We start from the raw sequence: 21,919 nt of genomic DNA on the forward strand, positions 1-21,919 counted from the left end.
AATTCTATATGGTATATATCTTGATGTACAGCATAAACAATTAATCGCTATGGAAAAGGAGCAAAACAATGCGAAAGATGGGGAAAAAAATTCACAAAACGAAAAGGGACATAATCGCTCAAACAGTTAAATCAGGAATTATTACATCAAATTTAATCCCAATGTGTGCTGGCTTAACCTTGGCATTATACACTTATCAAATTGACATCCTTCATAAATCTATTGAGATACTATTTGCATTTACAGGTTCAATTTTATTAATTGGTGCTGCTGGAGCTTTAAACAATTTGTATGATAGGGACATAGATTCCGTGATGAATAGAACAAAAAACAGACCTACTGTAACAGGAGAAGTCAATCTTAAAAAAGTTCTATGGCTTAGTATCTTAATGTCTATTTTAGGATTGATTTTTTTAGCATTTACAACCTATCTAGCAGCTATTATAGGATTGATTGGTTTACTTTTTTATATTTTCCCTTATACAATGTGGAGTAAAAGAAAAACCGTTTACAACACAGAAATTGGTAGTATTTCTGGGGCAATGCCGCCTCTCATTGGTTGGACGGCTATTTCAACAGACATCTCACACCCAGCTATTCTGGGATTATTTTTCATTACAATTATTTGGCAGATGCCGCATTTTTACTCAATAGCTATTCGAAAGCAAAATGAATACAAGGCAGCAAACATTCCCATGTTACCTGTTGTAAAAGGAATGAAAAGAACATACTTGCAAACCAATCTTTATATCTTAGCAATAACCTTAAGCAGTTTTCTTTTCCGTTCTTTAAGCATAGGGCTTGTGCTTATGTCTTTTTTTCTAGGTTTTATATGGATTTGTTTAAGTATTTTAGGTTACAAGCGAATGAATTCAGAGAAGTGGGCATCATTTATGTTTGTCTATTCACTAATTTATATGACAACTCTTTATTCAACGGTCATTATCTATACTCTTACTCGGCAGATTTTTTGATTTATTCAAACCTTAGTTATGTAGATGACCATAAAAAAGTTCATATAAAAAGCACCCTAAACGGATGCTTCAATCAAATGATATTTTTTCAAAATACGATAGGTAATTTCTTTTGCTTCTAGTCCGGTGCCTTCGATATTTGTGGCGAAGATGTAGGTTTTGTTTTCATGTTTGATGAAGCCTACGTACCAGCCGATGCCTGAGCCGGAGCCTGTTTTTCCGTATAGGGTGGCATGTTTCTCTTCTTCTTGTATCATCATTCGTTTGACCGTTCTCATGACAGATAGGTCAAATGGGAGACTTTCTTCATATAAATGTTTAATGAAATGGACTTGTTCTATTGGAGAAATGCGCAACGAACTGCTTAGCCAAAATTGATCGATTCCGCCAGATATGTCTTCATTGCCATAGTGACTGGCTTTCACCCAATGGCTCATGCGTTCTTCCCCGATGTCACGCGCCATGGCTTGATAGTACCAGACGACTGAATCTCTCATGCCAGAGCCCAGTGTATGATCCTTATTCCAGTTATCAATTTCTCTTTTTACTCCGTCCCAATATTTGATGTCATATTCATCTCTCACCACGCCGGTTTGGAGTCCGATGAGGGCATTTGCCACTTTAAATGTTGATTGTGGGGCAAAGCGCTGATTCGCTCTTTTTTTGTTATACACCCATGGAGATTTTTCTTTTACTTCTTGTATCACAAATGTGCCTTCCCTGTCTTTCAAGAATTCATCTACTGACCATGCTGGTGATGTTCCCTCACTTGATGACGGCTGACCGATACAAAGTGCCATCAGCATAATGGAAGAAACCAACCATTTCATATGCTTTTTCTTCAAAAAAATCGCTCCTTTTCCCATGATTTGTATCGATTGTAGCATGCCTGAGCGATGAGACATAAGGTACGCTTGTCCTCTTTTCTGCCAAATAAAAAAAGCCGGTTTCATCCGGCTTTCTGATCATATTAGCTTTCTTTTTTCTCTTCAATGGCCTGCTTCGCGATTTTTGAAATCGTCATATCATCCATTGGCGGGTTATGGAGCCCAGCACGAATATCTCGATAGTAACGCTGCAGCGGACAGCCAAGACTCAAACTTTTTGCACCGACTAAACGCATGGCTTTATCAACCACCTGCAGACTATGATTGACGACTGTATGCTTCACTGCACCGAATTCATTGATTAACAGCTCTCTTTTCTCAGGCTGCTCATACAATGTTGTCGTTGAATAGATGACGTGGCGTGCTTGCTTTAGTAGTAAATCAATTTCGCCAATCAATGTTTGGACATTTGGCAGGTCACTAATCGTTCCGCTAATACTGTTCGGTGAATGAGTGATGGCATACTGAACTGCATAATCTCTTGCCGCTTGCGCAATCCCTAAATAGCAGGAAGGAATATGTGCGATCCAAGGGTTTAATGTACCGCCTCGAGGTCCTTTTTGCACTTCAACAAGCATGTCATCTAAGACCACAACTTGATCTAAGATTAAATCATGGCTTTCTGTTCCTCTCATGCCGACAACATCCCATGTTTCTTCTATAGAAACACCTTCTGTATCACGGTGAATTAAGAAGAATCCCATCGCTTCTTTTTCTTCAATCCATACGCCGACTAAAAAGTATGTGAGAGCTGGTGACATCGTTGTGAAAATTTTACGTCCATTGATCACCCAGCGATCACCTGATTTAATTGCTGTTGTTCCAGGCTTGCCGCCTCTTGTTGGGCTGCCGGTCTGCGCCTCACTCACAGCGCGGTTGACAAGGGCGCCCTTCTTCACTTCTTCCGCAAAGAATTGCAGCTGTTTCTCATTCCATAGTTTCTTTTCATAAATTTCACCTACAACTCCTTGGTGCCAGCCGATCGATAAGGCAGTTGCTCCGTCCATGCTCCCAAGCGTTTCTTGAAATAGAACCATATCTGTTACAGATTGACCTCCGCCTCCATATTCAGTGGGAAGAGACAGGGTTGTATATCCCATGTTTACTAATGATTCGATATTCTTTTTAGGAAAATAAGCGCCTTCATCATGTTTTTTTGCGTTTTGTTCGATCGTTTCACGAAGAGATTCCAGCTGATTGAGCCATGTTTTTTGAAAATCGGTATCGACAAATAATGCTTTAGACAAAATGTATCCAACTCCTCTGTTTCTCACAATCTATGATATCTCATTTTTCCAATTGGAATGAATAAAACACACTTTACTTATAGGATTTAATGTGTTAAATTTTATCAATATTAAGTACATCTGTCAAAGGAACGTGATGCTTTTATGATCTCAGCTACTAATCTACATAAATCTTATGGGCAGACCCATGTGTTAAAAGGCATTGATTTTTCCGTACAAGAAGGTGAAGTGGTCGCAATTATTGGACCGAGCGGATCAGGAAAAACAACACTTCTCCGCAGTTTAAACAGCCTCGACATTCCAGACAAAGGAAAGCTGACTGTTGGAGAAGCCACGATTCAATTTGAACGATATCATAAAAAAGATCTTTTAAAACTAAGGCAGCAATCTTCCATGGTATTTCAGCATTATCACTTGTTTCAAAATAAACGGGCACTTGAAAATATTACAGAGGGATTGATTGTGTCTCAAAACATGTCTAAGAAAGAAGCAGAAAAGGTTGGAGAGCAATTTTTAACGCGGATTGGACTGCTTCATAAAAAGGATGCATTTCCGAGTGAACTATCTGGCGGGCAGCAGCAGCGGATTGGAATTGCCCGCGCTCTTGCGATGAATCCTGCGGTGCTTCTGTTTGATGAACCAACGTCCGCACTGGACCCAGAGATGGTTGGAGAAATCCTTGAAATGATCAAGGATATTGCAAGCCAAGGGATGACGATGGTCATTGTGACGCATGAAATTTCCTTTGCAAAGGACGTAGCGGATACGGTGATCTTTATGGCAGATGGGGAAATTGTTGAAAAAGGCTCACCAGAAGATGTTCTGATGAAGCCTCAGCATGAACGAACGAAACAATTTTTATCCAGAATTCATCGCGGAATGTGGCAAGGATCTGAGGAAGACATATGAAGCAAAAGACAGCATTCATGACATCTGGTGTCCTTCTGTTTCTCCTCTCTTTGATTGGCTGCAGCAGTGTAAAAACAACAACAGATGATGGGAAACAAATTGTGAAAGTCGCACTGAGTGCAGAGGTCAATCCACCCTTTTTAGCGACAAATGACCGAAACGAACCGATTGGCTATAACATTGATTATTTAAATGAAGTGGAAAAAAGACTTCCGCACATCCATTTTGATTACATCTTTGGCGAGGAAGAATCCAATCTTATTGGTGTTGGCGCTGGGAAGTTTGAAATGGCGGCTAATTGGTTTTTCAGTAACCCTGAACGCGAAAAGCGGTTTCTTTATCCTAAGGTTCCGTACGGCTATTCGATGACAGGTTTAATTGTGAATGAATCAAACCAGGATATTCAATCGCTTGACGATATGACATCTAAAAAGCTGGCTCCTGTAAGTCCTAGCGGCGGATTGCGTTCCATATTAAATCAATATAATGAAGAACATGATCCAGATATTCCGCTGACAACCATTGAGAGCCCTTCAAATGAACTCAACTTAAAGCGCGTTGAAAGCGGAAGGTCCGATGCGGCCTTTATGAATATTTCGACCTTTGATACCATTCAAAAGCATCTGAACCTGAAGGTCAAAGTGGGCGGGATCGTGTCAAAGGAGCCGATCTATCTTGTCTTACAGCCAAGTCAAAAACAGCTTGCAGCAGATTTGGACCGGGTTACACAAGAGATGATTGATGATGGAACATTGCCTAAGCTTGCGAAAAAGTGGTTTGGGGTTGATTTCTTTCAAGATATTGACTACATCTCAGAGCAAGGCTATCAATATGAAGAAAGGAAGGAAGCGTCATGACGTTTACAGCTGGAGATTGGCTGCGGATCTTTTTACAGGTGCTTGAACGCCTGCCACTCACTTTTCTCATTATTGTAGTGTCATTGTTTTTTGCCATCTTGATAGGGCTTTTATTTGCATGCATTCGTATTAAGCAAATCCCAGTGCTGAAGCAATTGGCTGTTGTCTATTTATCTTTTACACGAAGTACGCCATTAATTGTTCAGTTATTCTTAATTTATTTTGGACTGCCTCAGCTTTTACTTGTGGCAGGAATTCAAATCAACCATTGGGATCGTGTGTTATTTGTGATGATGACGTTCTCTTTACATACGGGTGCTTATTTATCTGAAGTTTTTCGCAGTGCGTATTCATCAGTTGGAAAAGATCAACTGGAAGCCGCCTACATTGTTGGGATGACAGATACACAGGCCTTGATCAGGATCATTATCCCGCAGGCCTTTCTCATTGCCCTACCAAACCTCGGAAATTACACCATTGATCTTGTGAAAGACACGGCGATTGCCTTTACGATCGGGCTCATCGATATTATGGGACAGGTGAAGATCATCTTAGGAAATAACTATGGAATCGGCATGTTTGAAGTGTATGTAATCATTGCGATTGTGTACTGGCTCATTTGTATGAGCATTGAACTAGTCACCATGCTGCTTGAAAAGAAATTTGTAAAAGGCCGCACCAGCCTGTCACGTTAAGGAGGCGATTTAGATGCAAACCATTGATATTCCATTTGCGATTGACCAAGTACCTCATATTCTAAAAGGCGTTCCTTTCACCTTATTAATTGCACTAGTTTCTATGGCTGTGAGTCTTGTGATCGGATATGTTTTTGCTTTTATTCGTCTCTTTCGCATCCCTGTACTCAGGCAGCTGGTCACGCTCTACGTCTCCTTTTTTAGAGGTACGCCTCTAATTGTTCAACTGTTTGCTTTCTTTTATGGGCTTCCTTTTGTTCTAACTAGCATGAGCGGCACATTCGGGCTGACCTTTCACCCGGACATGGTCTCCCCATTAGCTGTTGCCCTCATTACCTTCAGCCTGCATTCAGCCGCCCATTTAACAGAGGTGGTCCGAAGTGCACTTCTGGCAGTAGACAAAGGGCAGCTGGAAGCGGCAAAAATTGTAGGCATGACCACAAGGCAGGCGATGCTTCGCATTATTTTGCCGCAGGCTTTTGTTGTGGCCTTACCGAACCTTGGCAATCAGCTCGTTCAGCTATTAAAAGCGACATCTCTTTCGTTTACAATTGGGGTACTCGAAATCATGGGTATTTCCCGGATCATTGCAAATGACGGCTATCAGTTTTTAGAAACTTATCTCGTCTCTGCTTTGATCTATTGGCTGCTGAGCATTTTCTTTGAATTAGCTTTTGCATTATTAGAGAAACGTGTCAGCGTGTACGGCAGAACTCTCGGACGTTAAAAAGTCGATCAGGCACAAAAACCTGATCGACTTTTTTATTCACCCTTTTTTGGTGTGTTAAACAGTTCTTTTGGTGCGGGTTTGAGCTTTGGTGCTGAGCCGAATACGACAGGTGCAGAAATATATCTGAACTCTCCTTTTCCATCCATGCTGCGGCCATGTGCCCATCTGCCTTCCTTGCTTTCTTCCCCTCTTGAGAAGTTAAACAAATCATAGGAAACCTGCTGTTTTTCTAATGAACGAGGGAAAGTAGTTGGTACGACGACATCCCCTTCCCGCTCTTCTAATTCCTTAATTGCCGCAAGCCACATATTTTGATGATATGTATCACGAGCAATGAGGAAGGAAAGCATATCTTTGACGCCGCGGTCATCTGTCATCTCGTAAAGCCTTGTGACCTGAAGTCTCCCCTGTGATTCTGCATTTAAATTGGCTCTGAAATCCGCCATTAAATTTCCGCTTGCAATGATATACTTGGCATTCCACGGATACCCTTGACTATCCGCTGCCATCGCCCCTAAACCGGCAACAATTGCATGCTGCGGATTCATTCCGCCCATAACAGCCGCAAGTGCTGGATCACTTTGATACGCTTGTTCCTGCTCTTTTACCGGTGCTTTATCAAGTAGACGTGCGATCATTGTCGCCAGCATTTCGACATGACCAATTTCCTCTGTCCCAACATCAAATAATAAATCCCTATATTTTTGGTCTGCTCGGCAATTAAACCCTTGAAATAAATATTGCATCATCACACTGATTTCACCATATTGACCGCCTAATACTTCTTGCAGCTTTTTCGCGTAAAGCGGATCTGGCTTTGAGGGCTTTGCTTCATATTGCAATTCTTTGATGTGATAAAACATGATGTCATCTCCCTTATCATGAAACATCTTTTCAATTATCACTATTCAACCGCAGCTCTCTTTATGAAAATGATCTGATCACATAAAAAAAGAGAATGGCTTATGCCATTCCCTTTGTCATCTTACTTATTCAGCACTGACTAAAATTTTCACTTGATCTTTTTCATTGATTAAAGCATGGAAGCCATCCTCGATCACATCGTCCAGCTTGATTTTTTTCGTGACGAGTGTGTCTGCAGAGAAATAGCCTTTTCTCATTAAGTTTAATACAGATGGGAATACGTCTCTGTAGCCGATAATTCCTTTCACTGTACGTTCTTTAATGACAATATCGTTCGGCATAATTTCCGCGCCTTTTTCCCAAATGCTTACAATGACGGTTTCACCTGAAATTCTAGTTGATTGGATTGCTTGCTTCAATACAACAGGTACACCTGTCACTTCAAAAGAAACATCGACGCCACCGTTTGTACGGCGTGCGATTTCTTGAACAACATCTTCATATTGAGAAGGATCTACAATGATCGCTCCAAGCTCTTTTGCTTTCTCTTGGCGTTCTTTTGATAATTCAACTGCATAAATATCAGTAGCACCAGCTGCTTTTAATGCTTCAATGACAAGTAAACCAATTGGCCCGCAGCCAAACACAGCCGCTGTATCCCCAGCTTGTACTTTACTAGAACGTACCGCATATAAAGCAACTGCAGAAGGCTCAACAAGCGCGCCTTGCTCATAGGAGATTTCGTCTGGTAATAAATGAAGTAATTCTTCATCAACTGATACATATTCAGAGAATCCACCGCCGCCTCCGGCAAGTCCTAAAAAGCCCATGTTTTCATCTAAGTTATAAGCACCTTGATGCCCGTGAGTTGCAAAAATAGGTTCTACAACCACTCGATCGCCTACTTTGTAATTGCTCACGCCTTCTCCTACTTCAACAACTTCCCCAGAGAACTCGTGTCCCAATGTAATTGGTGCTTTTTCTTTTGTAAGTGGATGAGGTTCATTCACAGGAATGAAGATCGGTCCGCCTAAATATTCATGTAAATCACTACCACAAATGCCGCACCATTTTACTTTCAGTTTCACTTTACCTGGAGCAACTGTTGGTTCGTCAATTTCCTCTAGTCGAATGTCCTTTTGATCGTGCCAGCGTAGTGCTTTCATTTGTAAGACTCCTTTTCTCATCAATTTAATTAACTTACTTAAATAATGATAACATAATTTTTTTAATTTTCTAAGTAGGATGCACTATTTTTTTGACAGTCAATGGACGAAAGATGACAAAACATAGCAATAGACAGATAAGAAGCATACATATACACCCAATGATGACGGACATTCTGATTGATAAAACATGAGCGAGCCCGCCGAATATTCCTGTCATGGCTATTGTCAAAATGGCTTCAATGAAAGCATAAAAGCTGGCTATCCTTCCCATCACCTCTACTGGGATATTTGTTTGATAGAACGTCATAAAACCTGTATTCGCAAAAGCTAAAAAGAAGGCTAATATAAAAAAACCACCGGCTGCTACAAATAGTGTGCTGGAAAATGCATATATAAGATAGCCAAACGCCACAAACAAACTGCCGACTCCAAGCATCAGCGAAACTGACAGCCTTTCGACAATGACCGAATTAAGACTTGCCCCTGCAATGATGCCTGCTCCAGCCACACTAACAAGAAGGCCATATTGGGTATCAGTCAGCATCAGTACTTCTTTTGCAAAGGCTGTTTCAAGTGAGTCAATGGCCGTAGGAAGGACCGATATCGCCGCACTAAATAATAAATATACCGCCATGATCTGGCGTGACGTCAGACTAAATCGCAGAACCAGCTTGGCATCCTCTTTTAACATTGAAAGGGAAAACCCCTTTTGGCCAGCATCTGTTTTGAGCAAATTCGGTAAACACATCGTTAACAGAGCAGATATCAAAAGGCAGAACGCATTTACATAAATTGAAAGAACAGGCGTCCCGATGAGAAAAAGCAGACCTGCTGCTGCGGGTCCAAGTAAAAATCCACCGGATTGTAATAAAGAGCGAATGGCATTAAACCGTTTTCGGTTATCGGCCGGGATGAGTCCTGTCATATACACCATCGACGCTGGATGAAACATCGCTTGTGCCATCTGTATGAAAAACACCATGACATACAGGATGAGCAGATGTCCTGAAAATAAGGCAAAAGGGATGCATGCAATGAGCAAAGCACGGGTAATATCTAAACTGATCATCACATTCCGCTGATTCAGCCTGTCAATCAAACTGCCAGACCAGCTATTGGTCAAAAGAGAAGCTGCCGGTCTTAGCAAATAAACTGCTGTTACAGCAAGAACAGAGCCCGTTTCTTGAAAAATAAGCAGATGGAGGGCAATCATATAAATCCATTCTCCTATGTTTGCGATCCCGATGGCTCCAAGCAAAATACTCATATCCCGCCAATGTTTTTTCATCATTGTCCCCCCTATTTGTCATAAAAAAAATCCCGCCCCCAAGACATTTCTGTCTTGAGGACGGGATTTACTCCGCGTTGCCACCTCAGTTCATTCATCTGTTGCCAGATGAACCTTAGCGGGTGATCATTCACCCTTCTCTGTAACGGGAGAAATTCGCTGCACTACCATCCGAGAGAATCCGGTGCAGAGCTAAGAGGCTTGGTTCCATCATGCTCCCCAGCTCCTTCTCAGCTTCACGGAGTTCTCTGTGTGGGGCAGCTATGATGTACTCTTCTCTATTGGCGCTGTGTCTTTTTTTCATCACGATCTTCAGCTGAATTGTTACATATTGTACTGCCGCTTGATCAAAGCGTCAATGTTTTTTTCATGTTAATCCGCATAAATCATTTTTCTAGTCATGCCACCATCAACAACCAAATCTGTGCCGGTCACAAATTGATTGTCTTCATCTGTTAAATAAAAACAAGCTTTCACAATATCCTTTGGCGTGCCGACTCGATTGGAAAGATGCTGATGATGGTCAATTTCTCGAAGACTTTTCTCATCCTTCGTTTCAATCCACCCAGGGGAAATGCTATTCACCGTAATGTGATCCTGACTAAAAGAAACCGCCAAGGCATGAGTAAGCGCTGAAATCCCGCCTTTTGATGCAGCATAAGCTTCCGTATGAGGCTCTGACATGGTCGCACGGGTAGATGAAATGTTCACAATGGAACCGCCTTTTGGATTCTCTTTCATATAACGCGCTGCTTCTCTAGCACATAAGAAAGTCCCTCTTACGTTTGTATGCAGGACATGATCCCACTCATCGACTGTTAACTCATAAGGCGATGCTGTGCACATGACGCCTGCATTATTGATGAGAATATCAATCGTTTTGCAGCGCTCCGCTGCAAACGACATTAAGCGCTGGATATCCTTCTCTTGTTTCACATCCGTTTTGATGAAATAAACTTCATAGGACTCTTTTCTCAGCTGCTCCTCCAAACGCTCCCCCTTCTCTTCATCTATATCCGCAAACACCACACGCGCCCCTTCTTTTGCATAGCCGCAGGCGATCGCTTCACCAATTCCATTGGCTGCGCCTGTGATGATGACGGTTTTTCCTTTAAAATTCAGCATTTGATTGATTCCTTTCTATAACTGGTTTGAATGATTTACTTTTACCCTTTCCTGAAAAGAGCAATCCAGTCATCTACCTCTATTGATTCTATTTGATCCTCTGTCATTTTCAATCTATAATATTGCTTTATTTTCTCGTTAGCATCTAACAAGTATTCTGTAACAATCTCTTCTTCCTTTAAATTTTTCGTTGTTCGCTTGACCCATTCTTGAAAAGGGTAACGTTTTTTTCGTTCCATTGATTTTACTTCTTTTATTCCTTCTGTTAAAAACAATTCCCGCCATTGTTCTGTCGATAGACAGGAGACATGACTTGGGTCTCTCAATCGTTCTAGCTCATTGATAAATAGTGCAAGCTCTTCATCATTTGGCGAAACATTATCAATAAAGAAAAACAGACCATTTGACTTTAATACACGAGATGCCTCTTTGGCAAACTGTTCAGGGTGCGGGAAATGGTGTGCTGCAATTCGGCATGTGACCATATCAAATGTGCCATCTAAAAAAGGAAGGCTTTCTGCATCCGCTACTACATAAAAAATTTGTGGATACGCTTTTAAATGAAGTGATGTATGAGAAAGCATTTCTTTCGTTAAATCCGTCGCAAACACTTGTTTCACATATGGAGCCAGTGTTTTTGCGGTATGCCCGCCACCAGTTGCTATATCAAGAACGACCCAGCTTTCTTCTGGAGCTGCCCATTCAACAATGAGATCTAGGTCTGCTCCCTTTGCATGAGTTTGACTCGTCACATACTTTTCTGCATTTCTCCCAAATTGTTCTATAACTCTTCTTTTGGCTTGATCTGTATTCATCTGATTCCTCCCCTTTGAAATAGATTGGGTTTTCCACAATAAAGAGCCGTCCCATTTTATTGAGCGGCTCCTTTCATGTTAAAAATTATCGAGAAAGCATCCCGTGCGGATCAATGACAAATTTCTTCGCCACACCCGAATCAAAGTCACTATATCCTTTAGGAGCTTGATCAAGGTCAATGACGGTCGCATTGACGGCTTTGGCGATCTGTGCTCTTCCGCTTAAAATGGATTTCATTAGACTGCGATGATATTGCATAACAGGGGTTTGACCTGTCACAAAGGTATGAGCTTTCGCCCAGCCAAGTCCAATTCGCACTTTCAGAGAACCGACTTTTGCATCGGCATCCACTGCTCCTGGATCTTCTGTGACGTAAAGCCCTGGAATTCCAAGCTTGCCGCCAACTTTGGTAATATCCATAATTGTATTTAAAACGGTCGCTGGTGCTTCTCCCTGATCTCCATGACCCGAAGCTTCAAAGCCGACACAATCGACAGCACAATCGACTTCTGGCTCCCCTAAAATATTCGTAATTTGTTCGCCGATTCGATCATGTTTTCGTAAATTGATCGTCTCACAGCCGAAGCTTCTTGCCTGCTCCAGTCTTTGCTCATTCAGATCTCCAACAATCACAGCAGATGCGCCAAGAAGCTGAGCCGAATGGGCTGCTGCAAGACCTACTGGGCCAGCACCCGCAATATATACGGTCGAACCAGGCTTTACTCCTGCCGTATAAGCACCATGAAAACCTGTCGGGAAAATATCGGAAAGCATCGTGAGATCAAGGATTTTTTCCATCGCTTGATCTTTGTCTGGAAATTTGAGCAGCTGAAAATCTGCATATGGAACCATGACATACTCGGATTGACCGCCAACCCATCCGCCCATATCTACATATCCATAGGCAGAGCCTGGACGGTCCGGGTTTACATTTAAGCACACATGGGTTTTTTGTTCCTTACACATGACACAGCGTCCGCATGCAATATTAAACGGAACGGACACGAGATCTCCTTTTTGAATAAATTCCACATCTCGCCCAACTTCAACGACTTCACCTGTAATTTCATGACCAAGGACAAGTCCTTCAGGTGCAGTCGTACGCCCTCTTACCATGTGCTGATCACTTCCGCAAATATTCGTCGTCACTACTTTTAAAATGACGCCATGCTCACATTTGCGCCCCACATTGGCTTTAGGTACACCCGGGCCATCTTTTAAGACCAAATCAGGGTATCCAATATCCTCAACTGCTACTTTTCCTGCTCCTTTATAAACGACACCTTTGTTTCCCGACATGATTTCATTCCTCCCTTTTGTTTAAAAATGAAGTCTCTACAATTTTCTCTATTTCTTAAGCAATTTCCTTCTTCAAACCGCACATTATGTGAAAAAGAAGGGGATACATGTCTACGTGAGAAAGAAAAATGTGTCTTCCAGTGAAATAAAAAAGAAAATATTGAAAAAAAAGCTAAACTTTTGCAGAACGGTGTCGATATAAGAAATAAGCCAGACAGGTATCCTTAATCGACAAACAAATTCCTTATATATACTATCATTCCTTACACACCTGGCTGGCGCCTACCTTACATACAAAAGGCTCTTCTGATGAAGAGCCTTTATTTATTTTTACATTTGATTGCAGACAAAGAGGCTCCTCTGACGAAGAGCCTCTTTTTGAGTGCTTGTTCATTACCTGGGAAATATTTTCATCATTTTAAAGCTTTGATACAGATGTATGTATCATAGTGATAAACCGAGACTTCTCTAAAGTGATATGCTGAAAACAGACGGCTGATCTCTTGTTCACTGTACGATGAAAAAGATGTTGACCGTTTTTGTTCCTTTATCAGATCCTGCTTTTGAAAAGATAAAAATACTTCACCATCCACTTGAAGGACGCGGTACACTTCCTTCATAACTTGCTCAATATCCTTCAAGTAATAGATCGTCTGCACCGTAAATAATTTATTGAATGATCTGTCTTCAAAAGGTAATTGCTCAGCCTTGCCAAGCGTAATAACGGCTTTGTCCTGTTCCGCAAGCTTCTTATGTTTTCTTTTTGCATATTTAATCATATGACGAGAGGCATCCACTCCATATACTTTTCCGCGGTCAAGTTTTTCTGCTACCTTTGATAAGGTAATGCCTCTTCCAGTCCCAATTTCTAAAATTCGGTCATTTTCTTGTATATTTAAGAGTTGAAGCGTCCATTCATTGATATTATGATGATTTTTTTCCATATAGCGGGCAACCCATTTTGAGAACAAGCCTTTTGGTTCTCTCATTTGTTTTCCAATCCAGCTTTGAATCAATGTTAACACCTGCTTTTCACCAGTAAATATAACTATTTACAAATTTTCTTACTTTTCATATCGGCTCTCACCTAACAAAAATTAAGACCTAGTCCTAATTTATTTGTCCTTTATAAGACGCTCCTTTTCAGAAAATGTTTCGCAGAAAGTGAAAATTTTTTGACCTGAATAGGCGTTTTCATTATTTGTGCTCAGATTGATTTCGTTTTCTGCATGAGCTGCATAATTTATAAATGTATCTTGATAAGATAAAGGTGGTGCTAGATTATGGGCTTTGGCGGTTATTCTGGAGGCTACTGCGGTGGCTACGGTGGCGGTTTTGCAGGCGGATTCGCATTGCTTGTTGTACTGTTCATTTTGTTGATCATCATTGGTGCAAGCTGGATTTGCTAACGTAAAAGGAGCAGGAAACCATGACGTTTCCTGCTCCTTTTCTTTAATACCAATAAGTCCGGTATTGATACATATAACGTCTGAGCATTTCCTCTTGCTCTCTTTGCATGCGGTATGGATTGCCATACCCGTGCTTTAAGGAATGCGGAATAGATGCATATCCGTGCCCCACAGACGGAAATCTCATATATGGTGACATCGACATTTATTGATCACCTCACAATCTCCTTTTACGGTTATCATATGTGCAGGTGATCAATGTGGAGCGTGTCTAAACCTGGTCCTTCTCCCTCGTATAACAATCAAGCATGGCAAGCATCATAAACATGTTAATCTCCTCCTTTTCACTTTTTTCATTTCCTGTTTTAGTTCATATACTTTAGTTGTTTCTGTTTCATTTCTTCATAAAATGTTTCGACTTCTTGTTCGTAAAGAACAGTTTCAATATCCTTGTATTTACGTTTGATCGTCAATGTAATAAAAAATAAATGGATTGTCATATACGCTCACCTCCCTTCAGTTCGCAGCACGCGAAATAGCCCGCAGATCTTCTTTATCAGTTGACCTGCGGGCACACAAAAATACAGCTCAAAAGACAGTGTCTTCCAACCTGCAATGGATGATACGTGTGAAATCCTCGTTTACTACTTAAACAGTTATAAAGCGTGCACCGTATAAGGCAAAGGAAGAACACGAACTCTTCCACAGGCTGATGACATGATGAAATTGTTGGTTGAATTGATCACAAGTAGATACGAATAACATATTCTTCAGCCTCCTTTACGTTTTTTTAATTACTTTGTAAGTATATCCAGCAAGCACCATTTTGTAAACCTGTTTTTAGTAATATAGATGATTTTTGTGTTTTTGACTAAATTTCTACAGTTATTCTTGTCCGATTGTCCAATACAATGAAAAAAGCCCCCTCAGGCACATGAGGAGACTTTCGAATTAATCTTCATCTAATTCTTGCAGTTTCTTTTGAAAGAAAATCGCACGTTTAACACAAATAAAAGCGGCTAATAAGAAAACACAATCTATTCCCATCATCAGCATTTTTGGAGATGCTTCGATGTGCTGGTTCGGTAAGATCGTACCAATATATAAAAAGGTGCTGACAGCAAGCAAAATAAAAGCGTACTGCTTGTAATCTGTCACTAAATCACTCCACTTTTTCTTCACTTGTTTCACCTTCCAGTTATCAATGTCTATTCATAGCTTAACATAGTGAGAGAAAGCGAGGAGCATGTAAATCTATCCATTCGCCAGCGCGCTAAGTCCTTGCTTGATATCATGTAGTAAATCATCAACATCTTCAATCCCAACGGAAATACGAATTAAACCATCTGTGATGCCAAGCTCCTCCCTGCGGTCTTTTGGAATGGACGCATGGGTCATCCGGGCAGGGACAGAAATTAAGCTTTCTACCGCTCCAAGGCTTTCTGCGATCGTAAACAGCTTTAGCTGGCTCAAAAATACATCAACATGTTCTTCTTTTCCAATATCAAAAGAGATCATTCCGCCGAAGCCAGATGCTTGCGTTTTCGCAAGTTCATGGCCAGGATGAGTACCGAGACCTGGATAATAAACACGTGTGACAGCTGGATGTTGCTTTAAAAACTCAGCGATTTTCTGTGCATTTTGTTGATGTGCTTCCATTCTTAGCCCAAGTGTTTTCATCCCTCTCATGAGAAGCCATGAATCCTGCGGTCCAAGAATTCCGCCTGTCGAGTTTTGAACAAAGTGCAGCTCTTCTCCAAGCTCTTTCGTCGCTGTGACGACAAGCCCGCCTACAACATCACTATGACCGCCTAAATATTTAGTCGCACTGTGCAGAACAATGTCCGCGCCATATTCAATCGGCTTTTGGAAATACGGTGTGAAAAATGTATTATCAACAATCATCAAGATGTTGGCTTCCTTTGTCAATTCGCCGATCGCTTTTAGATCCGTCATTTTGAGTAAAGGATTGGTTGGTGATTCAATGTAAACGGCTTTTGTTTCAGGTAAAATGGCTTTTTTCACCGCTTCAGGATCACTTGTGTCAACAAAGGTTGCAGTAATGCCAATTCGGTTTAGCACCTTTGTGATGACGCGGTAGGTTCCGCCGTACACGTCATCTGTCAGGACAATATGATCCCCGCTGTTAAACAGCATCATCACCGCCGTAATGGCTGCCATTCCTGAACCAAATGCGTAACCGTTTGCTCCTCCTTCAAGATCACGAATGACTGTTTCCAGTGCGGTTCTTGTTGGATTTGCTGTTCTGGAGTATTCATACCCCGTATGTTCGCCTGCTTTTGGCTGCTTATACGTGCTCACTTGGTAAATAGGTACAGACACGGCGCCTGTTCTTTCATCACCCGTTGTTCCGCTGTGAATCATCATTGTTTTTGGTTTCATTCTATTTTCCTCCCTCATAAATTCCTTTACTTAAATATCGCTCACTGCTGTCAGGAAAAATGGTGACAATGACTGTCCCAGGTGCTGCTTTCTTTGCTTCCTCTAAAGCGGCAAATAAAGCGGCACCAGAAGAGCTGCCGATGAGAACACCTTCTTTTTCAGCTGCTTCTTTCACCATTCGAAACGCATCATCATCACTGACAGTGTAAATCTCATCGAATAAAGCCTGCTCCATATAATCTGGGATAAATTCAAGACCAATTCCTTCCGTTCTATGCGGGCCCGGATCCCCACCATTTAAAATTGACCCTTCAGGCTCCACAACCACTGTTTTTATCGCCTGATGCTGCTCTTTTAAATAGGCGGCACAACCTTGAAAAGTCCCGCCAGATCCTGCTCCTGCGACGAATACATCGATATTTCCTTTTAAGTCGGACCATAATTCCGGACCGAGCGTTCTGTAGTAAGTCAATGGATTTACTTGGTTTTTAAATTGTAAAACACAATAGGCATTGTCAAGGCTTGCCTCTAGTTCAAGGGCTCGATCAATCGCACCCTTCATGCCTTCATTTCTTGGCGTATGAATAATCTCTGCACCGAGCGCCTTCATCACCTGTTGTTTTTCTTGACTAAAATGTTCTGGTACACAAAAAATGGTCTGCAATTGATGCTTTCTTGCACTTAGAGCAAGCCCAATTCCTGTGTTTCCAGCAGTTGCTTCAATAATCGTTCCGCCTGGACGCAGTTTGCCAGATGCTAATGCTTCTCTGATGAGCATATCACCTAAACGATCTTTAATACTTCCACCTGGATTCATCATCTCAAGCTTTGCATACACCTCAACGCCTTCTGGGACGCCAATCCCTGACAGCTTTAAAAGCGGTGTGCGGCCAATTAATTCGGTAATATCCTTTATGACAGCCATATAATTCCCTTCCTTTGCATGGAAAAGAAGGGGGAAACCCCTTCTTTTATTGTGTTTGCTTTATCATACGCAAGACAAGGTCGGTTGAGTGAATCGCTGCTTGCTCAAGGAATTGATCAAAGGAGATATTGGATTCTTTCCCTGCAATATCTGATAGCGCACGAACGACAACAAATGGCGTACCAAAGAGCTGACAGACCTGTGCAACAGCTGCAGCTTCCATTTCCACCGCATATAGCTCTGGAAACTTCTCTCTTACAAACGCTACACGATCCGGATCATTCATAAATGAATCTCCTGTTGCAATCGTTCCTTTTGCCACTTGAATATGATCGATCTCTAAAGCAGATTCCTCTGCAAGCTTCACAAGCTTTTCATCCGCAATGAAAGCAGCTGGAAGTCCCGGCACTTGTCCATATTCGTAATCAAAGATGGTCACATCTACATCATGATGTCTCACATCAGTAGAGATGACAATATCACCTACATTTAATGAGTGATGGAAACCGCCAGCAGATCCTGTATTGATCACATAATCTGGCTGAAAGCGGTCAAGCAGTAATGTTGTGCTGACCGCTGCATTTACTTTTCCAATCCCTGATTTTAATAAAATCACTTCTTTATCTTCATAAACACCTGTTGTAAATTCACACCCAGCGATGTTTTCTTGTGTAGCATTCTTTAGTTGATCTCTTAAAATCGTCACTTCTTCTTCCATTGCACCTATAACTGCGATTTTCAAAACAAAAACATCCTTTCATTCCCTTTTCTTCGCTTCTACGATCCAAACAAAATCATTCATTTGATGAAAGGATGTGCTAAAACCTTCTTCTTCAAAGATTTGCTTTAGCACATCAATGGATGGATAATATTCCGTTTCTAAATCTTCTGCAAGCTGATCGAACCCTGCAGCTCTCGCTTTGTCGATTTCAGCTTGATGTGCTGCTTGATTTTGAAACATTGTATCAGCAAAGACTATTTTACCATCTGAGTGAAGGATGTTGCTATAGGTGTGAATGGCTTGTTTTTTTTCTTCATCCGTTAAATGGTGGAATGCATATGAGCTGACGATCGTATCCGGCTCAAAAGGCGTCGCTGGAAATGATAAAAAATCCCCATCATGAAGTATATTTGGTATTCCTTTTTGAAGAGCTGCTTTCTTCATGGCATCTGATGGTTCAACACCAAACACGTTTTTATCAGCTGCAAGCAGGAGCGCTGTTAGATTCCCCGTACCGCTTCCAAACTCAAGAACATATTGGCCTGAACGGCGGGTAATTTCTTTTAAAATAGCCGGATACCGGCGAAACACTTCTTTATACTGCTCGTCATGACCACTCACCGTGTCGTCATAAGAGTCAGCCCAATGATCAAATAAAGAAAGAAATTCACGTCCCATTTTCTTTCCCTCCACTTTATCTTTTTATTCCTATGCGTATAGTATGTTTTATTCCGTCGAACAGTTCCTATCCTACCACAACTTCTGTTTCTTTCCTACTAAAAAATACTGGGAGAGGTAGAAAAATATTTGCCCTTCTGAGGGAGAGAGATTAAGATGAATGAAGAGTATAGAGAGGTGAATCAAATGGATTTTCAGCTGGATTTTTTAAAGGATAAAATTGAATTTTTTGAAGCAACATCTTTAAAAGAACTTGAACAAAAGATCCAAAAACAAATTGAACATAATCAGGCGATTCTGCTGACCGTTCATTCTGTCAGTCATCAAACGACTGTGATCGATGAGCGGATTTTGTATACAGCAGTTGTTCATTTTAAAGCGAATGTTTAAACAAAAAAGATAGCATATCTGCTATCTTTTTTTCATGTTTATCTTAATTTTTCAACCTTCACAGGTTTCCAGCCTTTTTCATCTACCCACGTAATTTCCACGCGGTAGCGTTCACCTGTTGATTTATCACGGATGGTTCCTTTTGCATCTTGAGGACCTCCGTTATTTCCTAACCAAAGAACGGTCATTTGATCTTCTGAAATCCCTGTCGCATAAGACATCGCTTTGATCATTTCTTTCCAGTCTGTTGAGCTCGAATCATAGGTTGCTGTATGTGAACCGGATTGCTCTGTTCCTACAGGCTCCCAGTCATCGTTTTCGTATGTTTTGTCGACGTCACTTGTTTTGCCGCCGTCTGTTTCTTTGGCGTCTTTTAACGCATCTTTATTAGGTTTTTCTTCATCATCTGTCTTCTTCGTATCGTCGTCTTGATCAGATGAATCATCTTTTTTTGCATCTGAATCATCGGATGTGTCTTTCTTTGGATCTTTCACATCTTCTTCTGAGTTTTGTTTATTTTCACTTGTTGCAGGTGCCGTTTTTGATGGTGCATCCGCTACATCTGTATCTTTCGGCTTATTAAAAATTAACAAACTCGATGCGACAACCAAAATAAGCACCACAACGATACCAATTAATATGTTAAGCACCATATTTGCCTTTCTGCGCTTATCACGATGTTCAAATCGAGAATTTCTACTCAAAATCTCTGCACTCCTTTGCCTCTGTTCCCTAAGTCGTTACTATTCTAACATGTCATGAAGGGATGTTCTATGTCTGTTTCTTTTCAATTTCATTGACCTTTTTTACAATATCATAAAACGCATCATTTGTCTTAGCCCGGCCACTTGTCTCGTCAAGGTGAACAACGACAAGGGCGTATTTTGGTTTTTCTACCGGAAAGTATCCAGCAAACCACTTATGATAAAGCGGATTCCCCTTTTTGTCTTGACCGCCGGTTTGGGCAGTACCTGATTTCCCCGCTACATCGTATGGCAAATCTTGAAACCTTCTTCCGGTTCCCTTGTCAGAGGTCACCACCTGTCTTAAGAATTTTTGCAGCTTTTGAGCTGTATAGCGGTCTATGCTGCTCCCTTCAGGCCGTTTGTTTTGAAAGGACAGCATCGTTGTTCCGTTTTGATACAGCACTTTTTCTGCGATTTTCACTTCTTTTCGTTCTCCTCCTCTTGCGATCGTAGCCATCATATTCGCGATTTGCAGAGGAGTCGTTTTGACATTTTTTTGTCCTATTGCGGTTTGTGCAATGGCTTTTTTGACATGCTTGTCTCTTTTATCTCCCCACACACTGCCTGTTTCTTCACGATCAAACTGTTTGAAGTGCTGCTTATGATAGACATCCCCTTCCCAGCCAGCTCGATCTAAGAGTCCAAGCTTTGCAGCCGTCTTTTCGATGATTTGATCATCTGCTTGAATGAGCCTTTCAGCAAGTGTCGCAAAGGTATAATTGCAGCTCTCTGAGAAACTGTCCGTCAGATTTAGCACTTCCTGTTTTCCTTCAGGCTCTCCATATAAATTCTTTCGACAGTCATACATGGTTTGTGGCTGGTCAAGGTTTTTTTCGATTGCTGCGGCAAGCACAGCCGTTTTAAAGACAGAGCCTGGTGCAATCGCTGTCAGCATGTAATTTCTTGCCTCGTGCCGGTTTTTGCTTGTGACATTTGGGGTACTCGCCATCGCCAGCACACTGCTTTTTTCAATGTCAAGCAGAACAGCACCGCCTTTTTCAACGCCTTGTTCTTTGAGCACCTTTTCCATTTCAGCCTGCATGTCTTCATCTATTGTTGTCTGTACCTGAAGTGGATAAAAGGAATGAGCTTCTGCTGTATATTTGACGTCCATACCGAACAAAGGGTTTCCCCTTCCGTCCACATGATATAACAATTTTGTGTCTTGCTCGGGTAATAGAAATTCGTCAAAGGTGCTTTCCAGCCCAAATGTGCCGATTTCAGTACGAATGGAAAGCTCTTTTTTGTCAGGATACCGCTTTCTCAATAGTTCTGGATTCTCGCTTGTGAAACCTAATGTGTGGAGGGCAAGTCTTTTTTTGTCCTTCTCTTTCATATATACGCCGTACACACCTGAATATTTCATATCATTGATGTCTTTCAGCTTTTTTTTCGAAATGTCATCTTTTAAAATGAGCGGTTTTTTCGTTTCTGTTAACTGTTTTTTGAGTTCATTCTCTTCCATCTCAAGAATTGAGGCAGTTTGCTGTAAGCGCGGAAGATCATATTGCAGGAAAGGAAATAAGATAACCGCGGGCTGTTCTTTTGTAAGAAGTGCTTGGCCGTTTCGATCTAAAAACTCACCGCGCCCGTCTGAAATGACGACTTCTTCTGTTCGCTGTTTGACACTTTCTTGTATTAAATTGATATCAAGCTTTGAAAACGATTCTGTGAAGAACAGCTGAATTTCTGCCAGTCTCATCAGAAGACCGAGAAATAGCATAAAAATAATCACACCTGTCCATTGAATTCTTCTTTTTTTGCGCATAAAAACACCTCGTCCCTAT

The 21,919-nt window shown here is 41.3% G+C and carries 24 protein-coding genes and 1 pseudogene; 7 read left to right on the forward strand and 18 right to left on the reverse strand.

What is annotated here, in order from left to right; all coding sequences use genetic code 11:
- The first annotated feature begins 68 nt into the window (after positions 1-68).
- Positions 69-974 carry a heme o synthase gene (cyoE, locus tag MHI46_RS12195; RefSeq protein WP_099663475.1) on the forward strand — a complete coding sequence of 302 codons (906 nt, stop codon included), beginning with the start codon at positions 69-71 and terminating at the stop codon, positions 972-974.
- Between the two features lie 56 nt (positions 975-1,030).
- Here the strand turns inward: cyoE and blaBPU are convergent, their stop codons facing one another.
- Both blaBPU and MHI46_RS12205 read right to left on the reverse strand, forming a co-directional pair.
- Entirely contained in the window at positions 1,031-1,819 is a 789-nt protein-coding gene (gene blaBPU / locus MHI46_RS12200) for a BPU family class D beta-lactamase (protein WP_059374711.1), read from the reverse strand.
- Between the two features lie 125 nt (positions 1,820-1,944).
- Entirely contained in the window at positions 1,945-3,108 is a 1,164-nt protein-coding gene (locus tag MHI46_RS12205; protein ID WP_260774427.1) for an acyl-CoA dehydrogenase family protein, read from the reverse strand.
- 144 nt (positions 3,109-3,252) lie between these two features.
- Here MHI46_RS12205 and MHI46_RS12210 point away from each other — a divergent pair, with 144 nt between their 5' ends.
- Genes MHI46_RS12210 through MHI46_RS12225 form a run of 4 tightly spaced genes read left to right on the forward strand, consistent with a single transcriptional unit; the run spans position 3,253 to position 6,296 of the window.
- Positions 3,253-4,017 carry an amino acid ABC transporter ATP-binding protein gene (locus MHI46_RS12210; protein WP_059374701.1) on the forward strand — a complete coding sequence of 255 codons (765 nt, stop codon included), beginning with the start codon at positions 3,253-3,255 and terminating at the stop codon, positions 4,015-4,017.
- Complete coding sequence (locus MHI46_RS12215) at positions 4,014-4,874, forward strand: amino acid ABC transporter substrate-binding protein (RefSeq protein ID WP_039180202.1); 861 nt, start codon at positions 4,014-4,016, stop codon at positions 4,872-4,874. The genes MHI46_RS12210 and MHI46_RS12215 overlap by 4 nt, the downstream gene beginning before the upstream one ends.
- Positions 4,871-5,569 (forward strand): amino acid ABC transporter permease, encoded by a 699-nt coding sequence (locus MHI46_RS12220; RefSeq protein WP_039180205.1) that lies wholly within the window; start codon positions 4,871-4,873, stop codon positions 5,567-5,569. The genes MHI46_RS12215 and MHI46_RS12220 overlap by 4 nt, the downstream gene beginning before the upstream one ends.
- Before the next feature lie 13 nt (positions 5,570-5,582).
- Positions 5,583-6,296, forward strand: a complete 714-nt coding sequence (locus MHI46_RS12225; protein WP_260774430.1) for an amino acid ABC transporter permease — start codon at positions 5,583-5,585, stop codon at positions 6,294-6,296.
- 35 nt (positions 6,297-6,331) lie between these two features.
- Here MHI46_RS12225 and MHI46_RS12230 read toward each other — a convergent pair whose 3' ends face one another.
- The 7 genes from MHI46_RS12230 to MHI46_RS12260 form a co-directional block, all read right to left on the reverse strand.
- Positions 6,332-7,162 carry a manganese catalase family protein gene (locus MHI46_RS12230; RefSeq protein ID WP_099663477.1) on the reverse strand — a complete coding sequence of 277 codons (831 nt, stop codon included), beginning with the start codon at positions 7,160-7,162 and terminating at the stop codon, positions 6,332-6,334.
- A 126-nt stretch (positions 7,163-7,288) separates the two neighbouring features.
- On the reverse strand, positions 7,289-8,329 hold the full coding sequence (locus MHI46_RS12235) for a 2,3-butanediol dehydrogenase (protein WP_017358082.1): 1,041 nt from the start codon (positions 8,327-8,329) through the stop codon (positions 7,289-7,291).
- A 70-nt stretch (positions 8,330-8,399) separates the two neighbouring features.
- Positions 8,400-9,620: an MFS transporter gene (locus MHI46_RS12240; RefSeq protein ID WP_144494473.1), complete on the reverse strand. Its 1,221-nt coding sequence runs from the start codon at positions 9,618-9,620 to the stop codon at positions 8,400-8,402.
- Positions 9,621-9,992: 372 nt separating this feature from the next.
- Entirely contained in the window at positions 9,993-10,742 is a 750-nt protein-coding gene (locus MHI46_RS12245) for an SDR family oxidoreductase (protein WP_260776099.1), read from the reverse strand.
- 44 nt (positions 10,743-10,786) lie between these two features.
- Positions 10,787-11,560: a class I SAM-dependent methyltransferase gene (locus MHI46_RS12250; protein ID WP_058839018.1), complete on the reverse strand. Its 774-nt coding sequence runs from the start codon at positions 11,558-11,560 to the stop codon at positions 10,787-10,789.
- Between the two features lie 85 nt (positions 11,561-11,645).
- Positions 11,646-12,860, reverse strand: coding sequence for a formaldehyde dehydrogenase, glutathione-independent (gene fdhA / locus MHI46_RS12255; RefSeq protein WP_024423097.1), 1,215 nt, complete (start codon positions 12,858-12,860; stop codon positions 11,646-11,648).
- 413 nt (positions 12,861-13,273) lie between these two features.
- On the reverse strand, positions 13,274-13,876 hold the full coding sequence (locus MHI46_RS12260) for a class I SAM-dependent methyltransferase (protein ID WP_151284473.1): 603 nt from the start codon (positions 13,874-13,876) through the stop codon (positions 13,274-13,276).
- Positions 13,877-14,194: 318 nt separating this feature from the next.
- Here MHI46_RS12260 and MHI46_RS12265 point away from each other — a divergent pair.
- Positions 14,195-14,269, forward strand: a pseudogene (locus MHI46_RS12265) (YjcZ family sporulation protein); the annotation flags it as partial.
- A 43-nt stretch (positions 14,270-14,312) separates the two neighbouring features.
- Here MHI46_RS12265 and MHI46_RS12270 read toward each other — a convergent pair.
- The 7 genes from MHI46_RS12270 to MHI46_RS12300 form a co-directional block, all read right to left on the reverse strand.
- Positions 14,313-14,468, reverse strand: coding sequence for a hypothetical protein (locus MHI46_RS12270; protein ID WP_223251019.1), 156 nt, complete (start codon positions 14,466-14,468; stop codon positions 14,313-14,315).
- 166 nt (positions 14,469-14,634) lie between these two features.
- Positions 14,635-14,769 carry a YrzI family small protein gene (locus tag MHI46_RS12275; RefSeq protein WP_064497892.1) on the reverse strand — a complete coding sequence of 45 codons (135 nt, stop codon included), beginning with the start codon at positions 14,767-14,769 and terminating at the stop codon, positions 14,635-14,637.
- A gap of 451 nt (positions 14,770-15,220) precedes the next feature.
- On the reverse strand, positions 15,221-15,451 hold the full coding sequence (locus tag MHI46_RS12280; protein ID WP_034624035.1) for a YrhC family protein: 231 nt from the start codon (positions 15,449-15,451) through the stop codon (positions 15,221-15,223).
- A gap of 72 nt (positions 15,452-15,523) precedes the next feature.
- Entirely contained in the window at positions 15,524-16,672 is a 1,149-nt protein-coding gene (locus tag MHI46_RS12285; RefSeq protein ID WP_039180222.1) for a bifunctional cystathionine gamma-lyase/homocysteine desulfhydrase, read from the reverse strand.
- A gap of 1 nt (position 16,673) precedes the next feature.
- Positions 16,674-17,597 (reverse strand): cysteine synthase family protein, encoded by a 924-nt coding sequence (locus MHI46_RS12290; RefSeq protein WP_106025821.1) that lies wholly within the window; start codon positions 17,595-17,597, stop codon positions 16,674-16,676.
- 46 nt (positions 17,598-17,643) lie between these two features.
- Complete coding sequence (mtnN, locus tag MHI46_RS12295) at positions 17,644-18,339, reverse strand: 5'-methylthioadenosine/S-adenosylhomocysteine nucleosidase (RefSeq protein WP_024423101.1); 696 nt, start codon at positions 18,337-18,339, stop codon at positions 17,644-17,646.
- 15 nt (positions 18,340-18,354) lie between these two features.
- Positions 18,355-18,996: a class I SAM-dependent methyltransferase gene (locus tag MHI46_RS12300; RefSeq protein WP_251180534.1), complete on the reverse strand. Its 642-nt coding sequence runs from the start codon at positions 18,994-18,996 to the stop codon at positions 18,355-18,357.
- Between the two features lie 186 nt (positions 18,997-19,182).
- Between MHI46_RS12300 and MHI46_RS12305 the strand changes: the two genes are divergently transcribed.
- Positions 19,183-19,386 carry a YrzA family protein gene (locus MHI46_RS12305; RefSeq protein ID WP_024423103.1) on the forward strand — a complete coding sequence of 68 codons (204 nt, stop codon included), beginning with the start codon at positions 19,183-19,185 and terminating at the stop codon, positions 19,384-19,386.
- 38 nt (positions 19,387-19,424) lie between these two features.
- Here the strand turns inward: MHI46_RS12305 and MHI46_RS12310 are convergent, their stop codons facing one another.
- Both MHI46_RS12310 and MHI46_RS12315 read right to left on the reverse strand, forming a co-directional pair.
- Positions 19,425-20,090 carry a YrrS family protein gene (locus MHI46_RS12310; RefSeq protein ID WP_058839014.1) on the reverse strand — a complete coding sequence of 222 codons (666 nt, stop codon included), beginning with the start codon at positions 20,088-20,090 and terminating at the stop codon, positions 19,425-19,427.
- A gap of 67 nt (positions 20,091-20,157) precedes the next feature.
- Complete coding sequence (locus MHI46_RS12315; protein ID WP_260774449.1) at positions 20,158-21,900, reverse strand: penicillin-binding protein 2; 1,743 nt, start codon at positions 21,898-21,900, stop codon at positions 20,158-20,160.
- Between the last annotated feature and the right edge of the window lie 19 nt (positions 21,901-21,919).

The organism is Bacillus sp. FSL K6-1000 (assembly GCF_038630785.1).
Taxonomy (GTDB): Bacteria; Bacillota; Bacilli; order Bacillales; family Bacillaceae; genus Bacillus; species Bacillus safensis.

Excerpts from the sequence above, each read along its gene's own strand:
- cyoE (WP_099663475.1), top strand. The coding sequence starts at position 69 with ATGCGAAAGATGGGGAAAAAAATTCACAAAACGAAAAGGGACATAATC.
- MHI46_RS12235 (WP_017358082.1), bottom strand. The coding sequence starts at position 8,329 with ATGAAAGCACTACGCTGGCACGATCAAAAGGACATTCGACTAGAGGAA.
- MHI46_RS12270 (WP_223251019.1), bottom strand. The coding sequence starts at position 14,468 with ATGTCACCATATATGAGATTTCCGTCTGTGGGGCACGGATATGCATCT.
- fdhA (WP_024423097.1), bottom strand. The coding sequence starts at position 12,860 with ATGTCGGGAAACAAAGGTGTCGTTTATAAAGGAGCAGGAAAAGTAGCA.
- MHI46_RS12230 (WP_099663477.1), bottom strand. The coding sequence starts at position 7,162 with ATGTTTTATCACATCAAAGAATTGCAATATGAAGCAAAGCCCTCAAAG.
- MHI46_RS12220 (WP_039180205.1), top strand. The coding sequence starts at position 4,871 with ATGACGTTTACAGCTGGAGATTGGCTGCGGATCTTTTTACAGGTGCTT.
- MHI46_RS12225 (WP_260774430.1), top strand. The coding sequence starts at position 5,583 with ATGCAAACCATTGATATTCCATTTGCGATTGACCAAGTACCTCATATT.
- MHI46_RS12275 (WP_064497892.1), bottom strand. The coding sequence starts at position 14,769 with ATGACAATCCATTTATTTTTTATTACATTGACGATCAAACGTAAATAC.
- MHI46_RS12250 (WP_058839018.1), bottom strand. The coding sequence starts at position 11,560 with ATGAATACAGATCAAGCCAAAAGAAGAGTTATAGAACAATTTGGGAGA.
- MHI46_RS12290 (WP_106025821.1), bottom strand. The coding sequence starts at position 17,597 with ATGGCTGTCATAAAGGATATTACCGAATTAATTGGCCGCACACCGCTT.
- MHI46_RS12315 (WP_260774449.1), bottom strand. The coding sequence starts at position 21,900 with ATGCGCAAAAAAAGAAGAATTCAATGGACAGGTGTGATTATTTTTATG.
- MHI46_RS12215 (WP_039180202.1), top strand. The coding sequence starts at position 4,014 with ATGAAGCAAAAGACAGCATTCATGACATCTGGTGTCCTTCTGTTTCTC.
- MHI46_RS12210 (WP_059374701.1), top strand. The coding sequence starts at position 3,253 with ATGATCTCAGCTACTAATCTACATAAATCTTATGGGCAGACCCATGTG.
- MHI46_RS12305 (WP_024423103.1), top strand. The coding sequence starts at position 19,183 with ATGGATTTTCAGCTGGATTTTTTAAAGGATAAAATTGAATTTTTTGAA.
- MHI46_RS12240 (WP_144494473.1), bottom strand. The coding sequence starts at position 9,620 with ATGAAAAAACATTGGCGGGATATGAGTATTTTGCTTGGAGCCATCGGG.
- MHI46_RS12300 (WP_251180534.1), bottom strand. The coding sequence starts at position 18,996 with ATGGGACGTGAATTTCTTTCTTTATTTGATCATTGGGCTGACTCTTAT.
- MHI46_RS12285 (WP_039180222.1), bottom strand. The coding sequence starts at position 16,672 with ATGAAACCAAAAACAATGATGATTCACAGCGGAACAACGGGTGATGAA.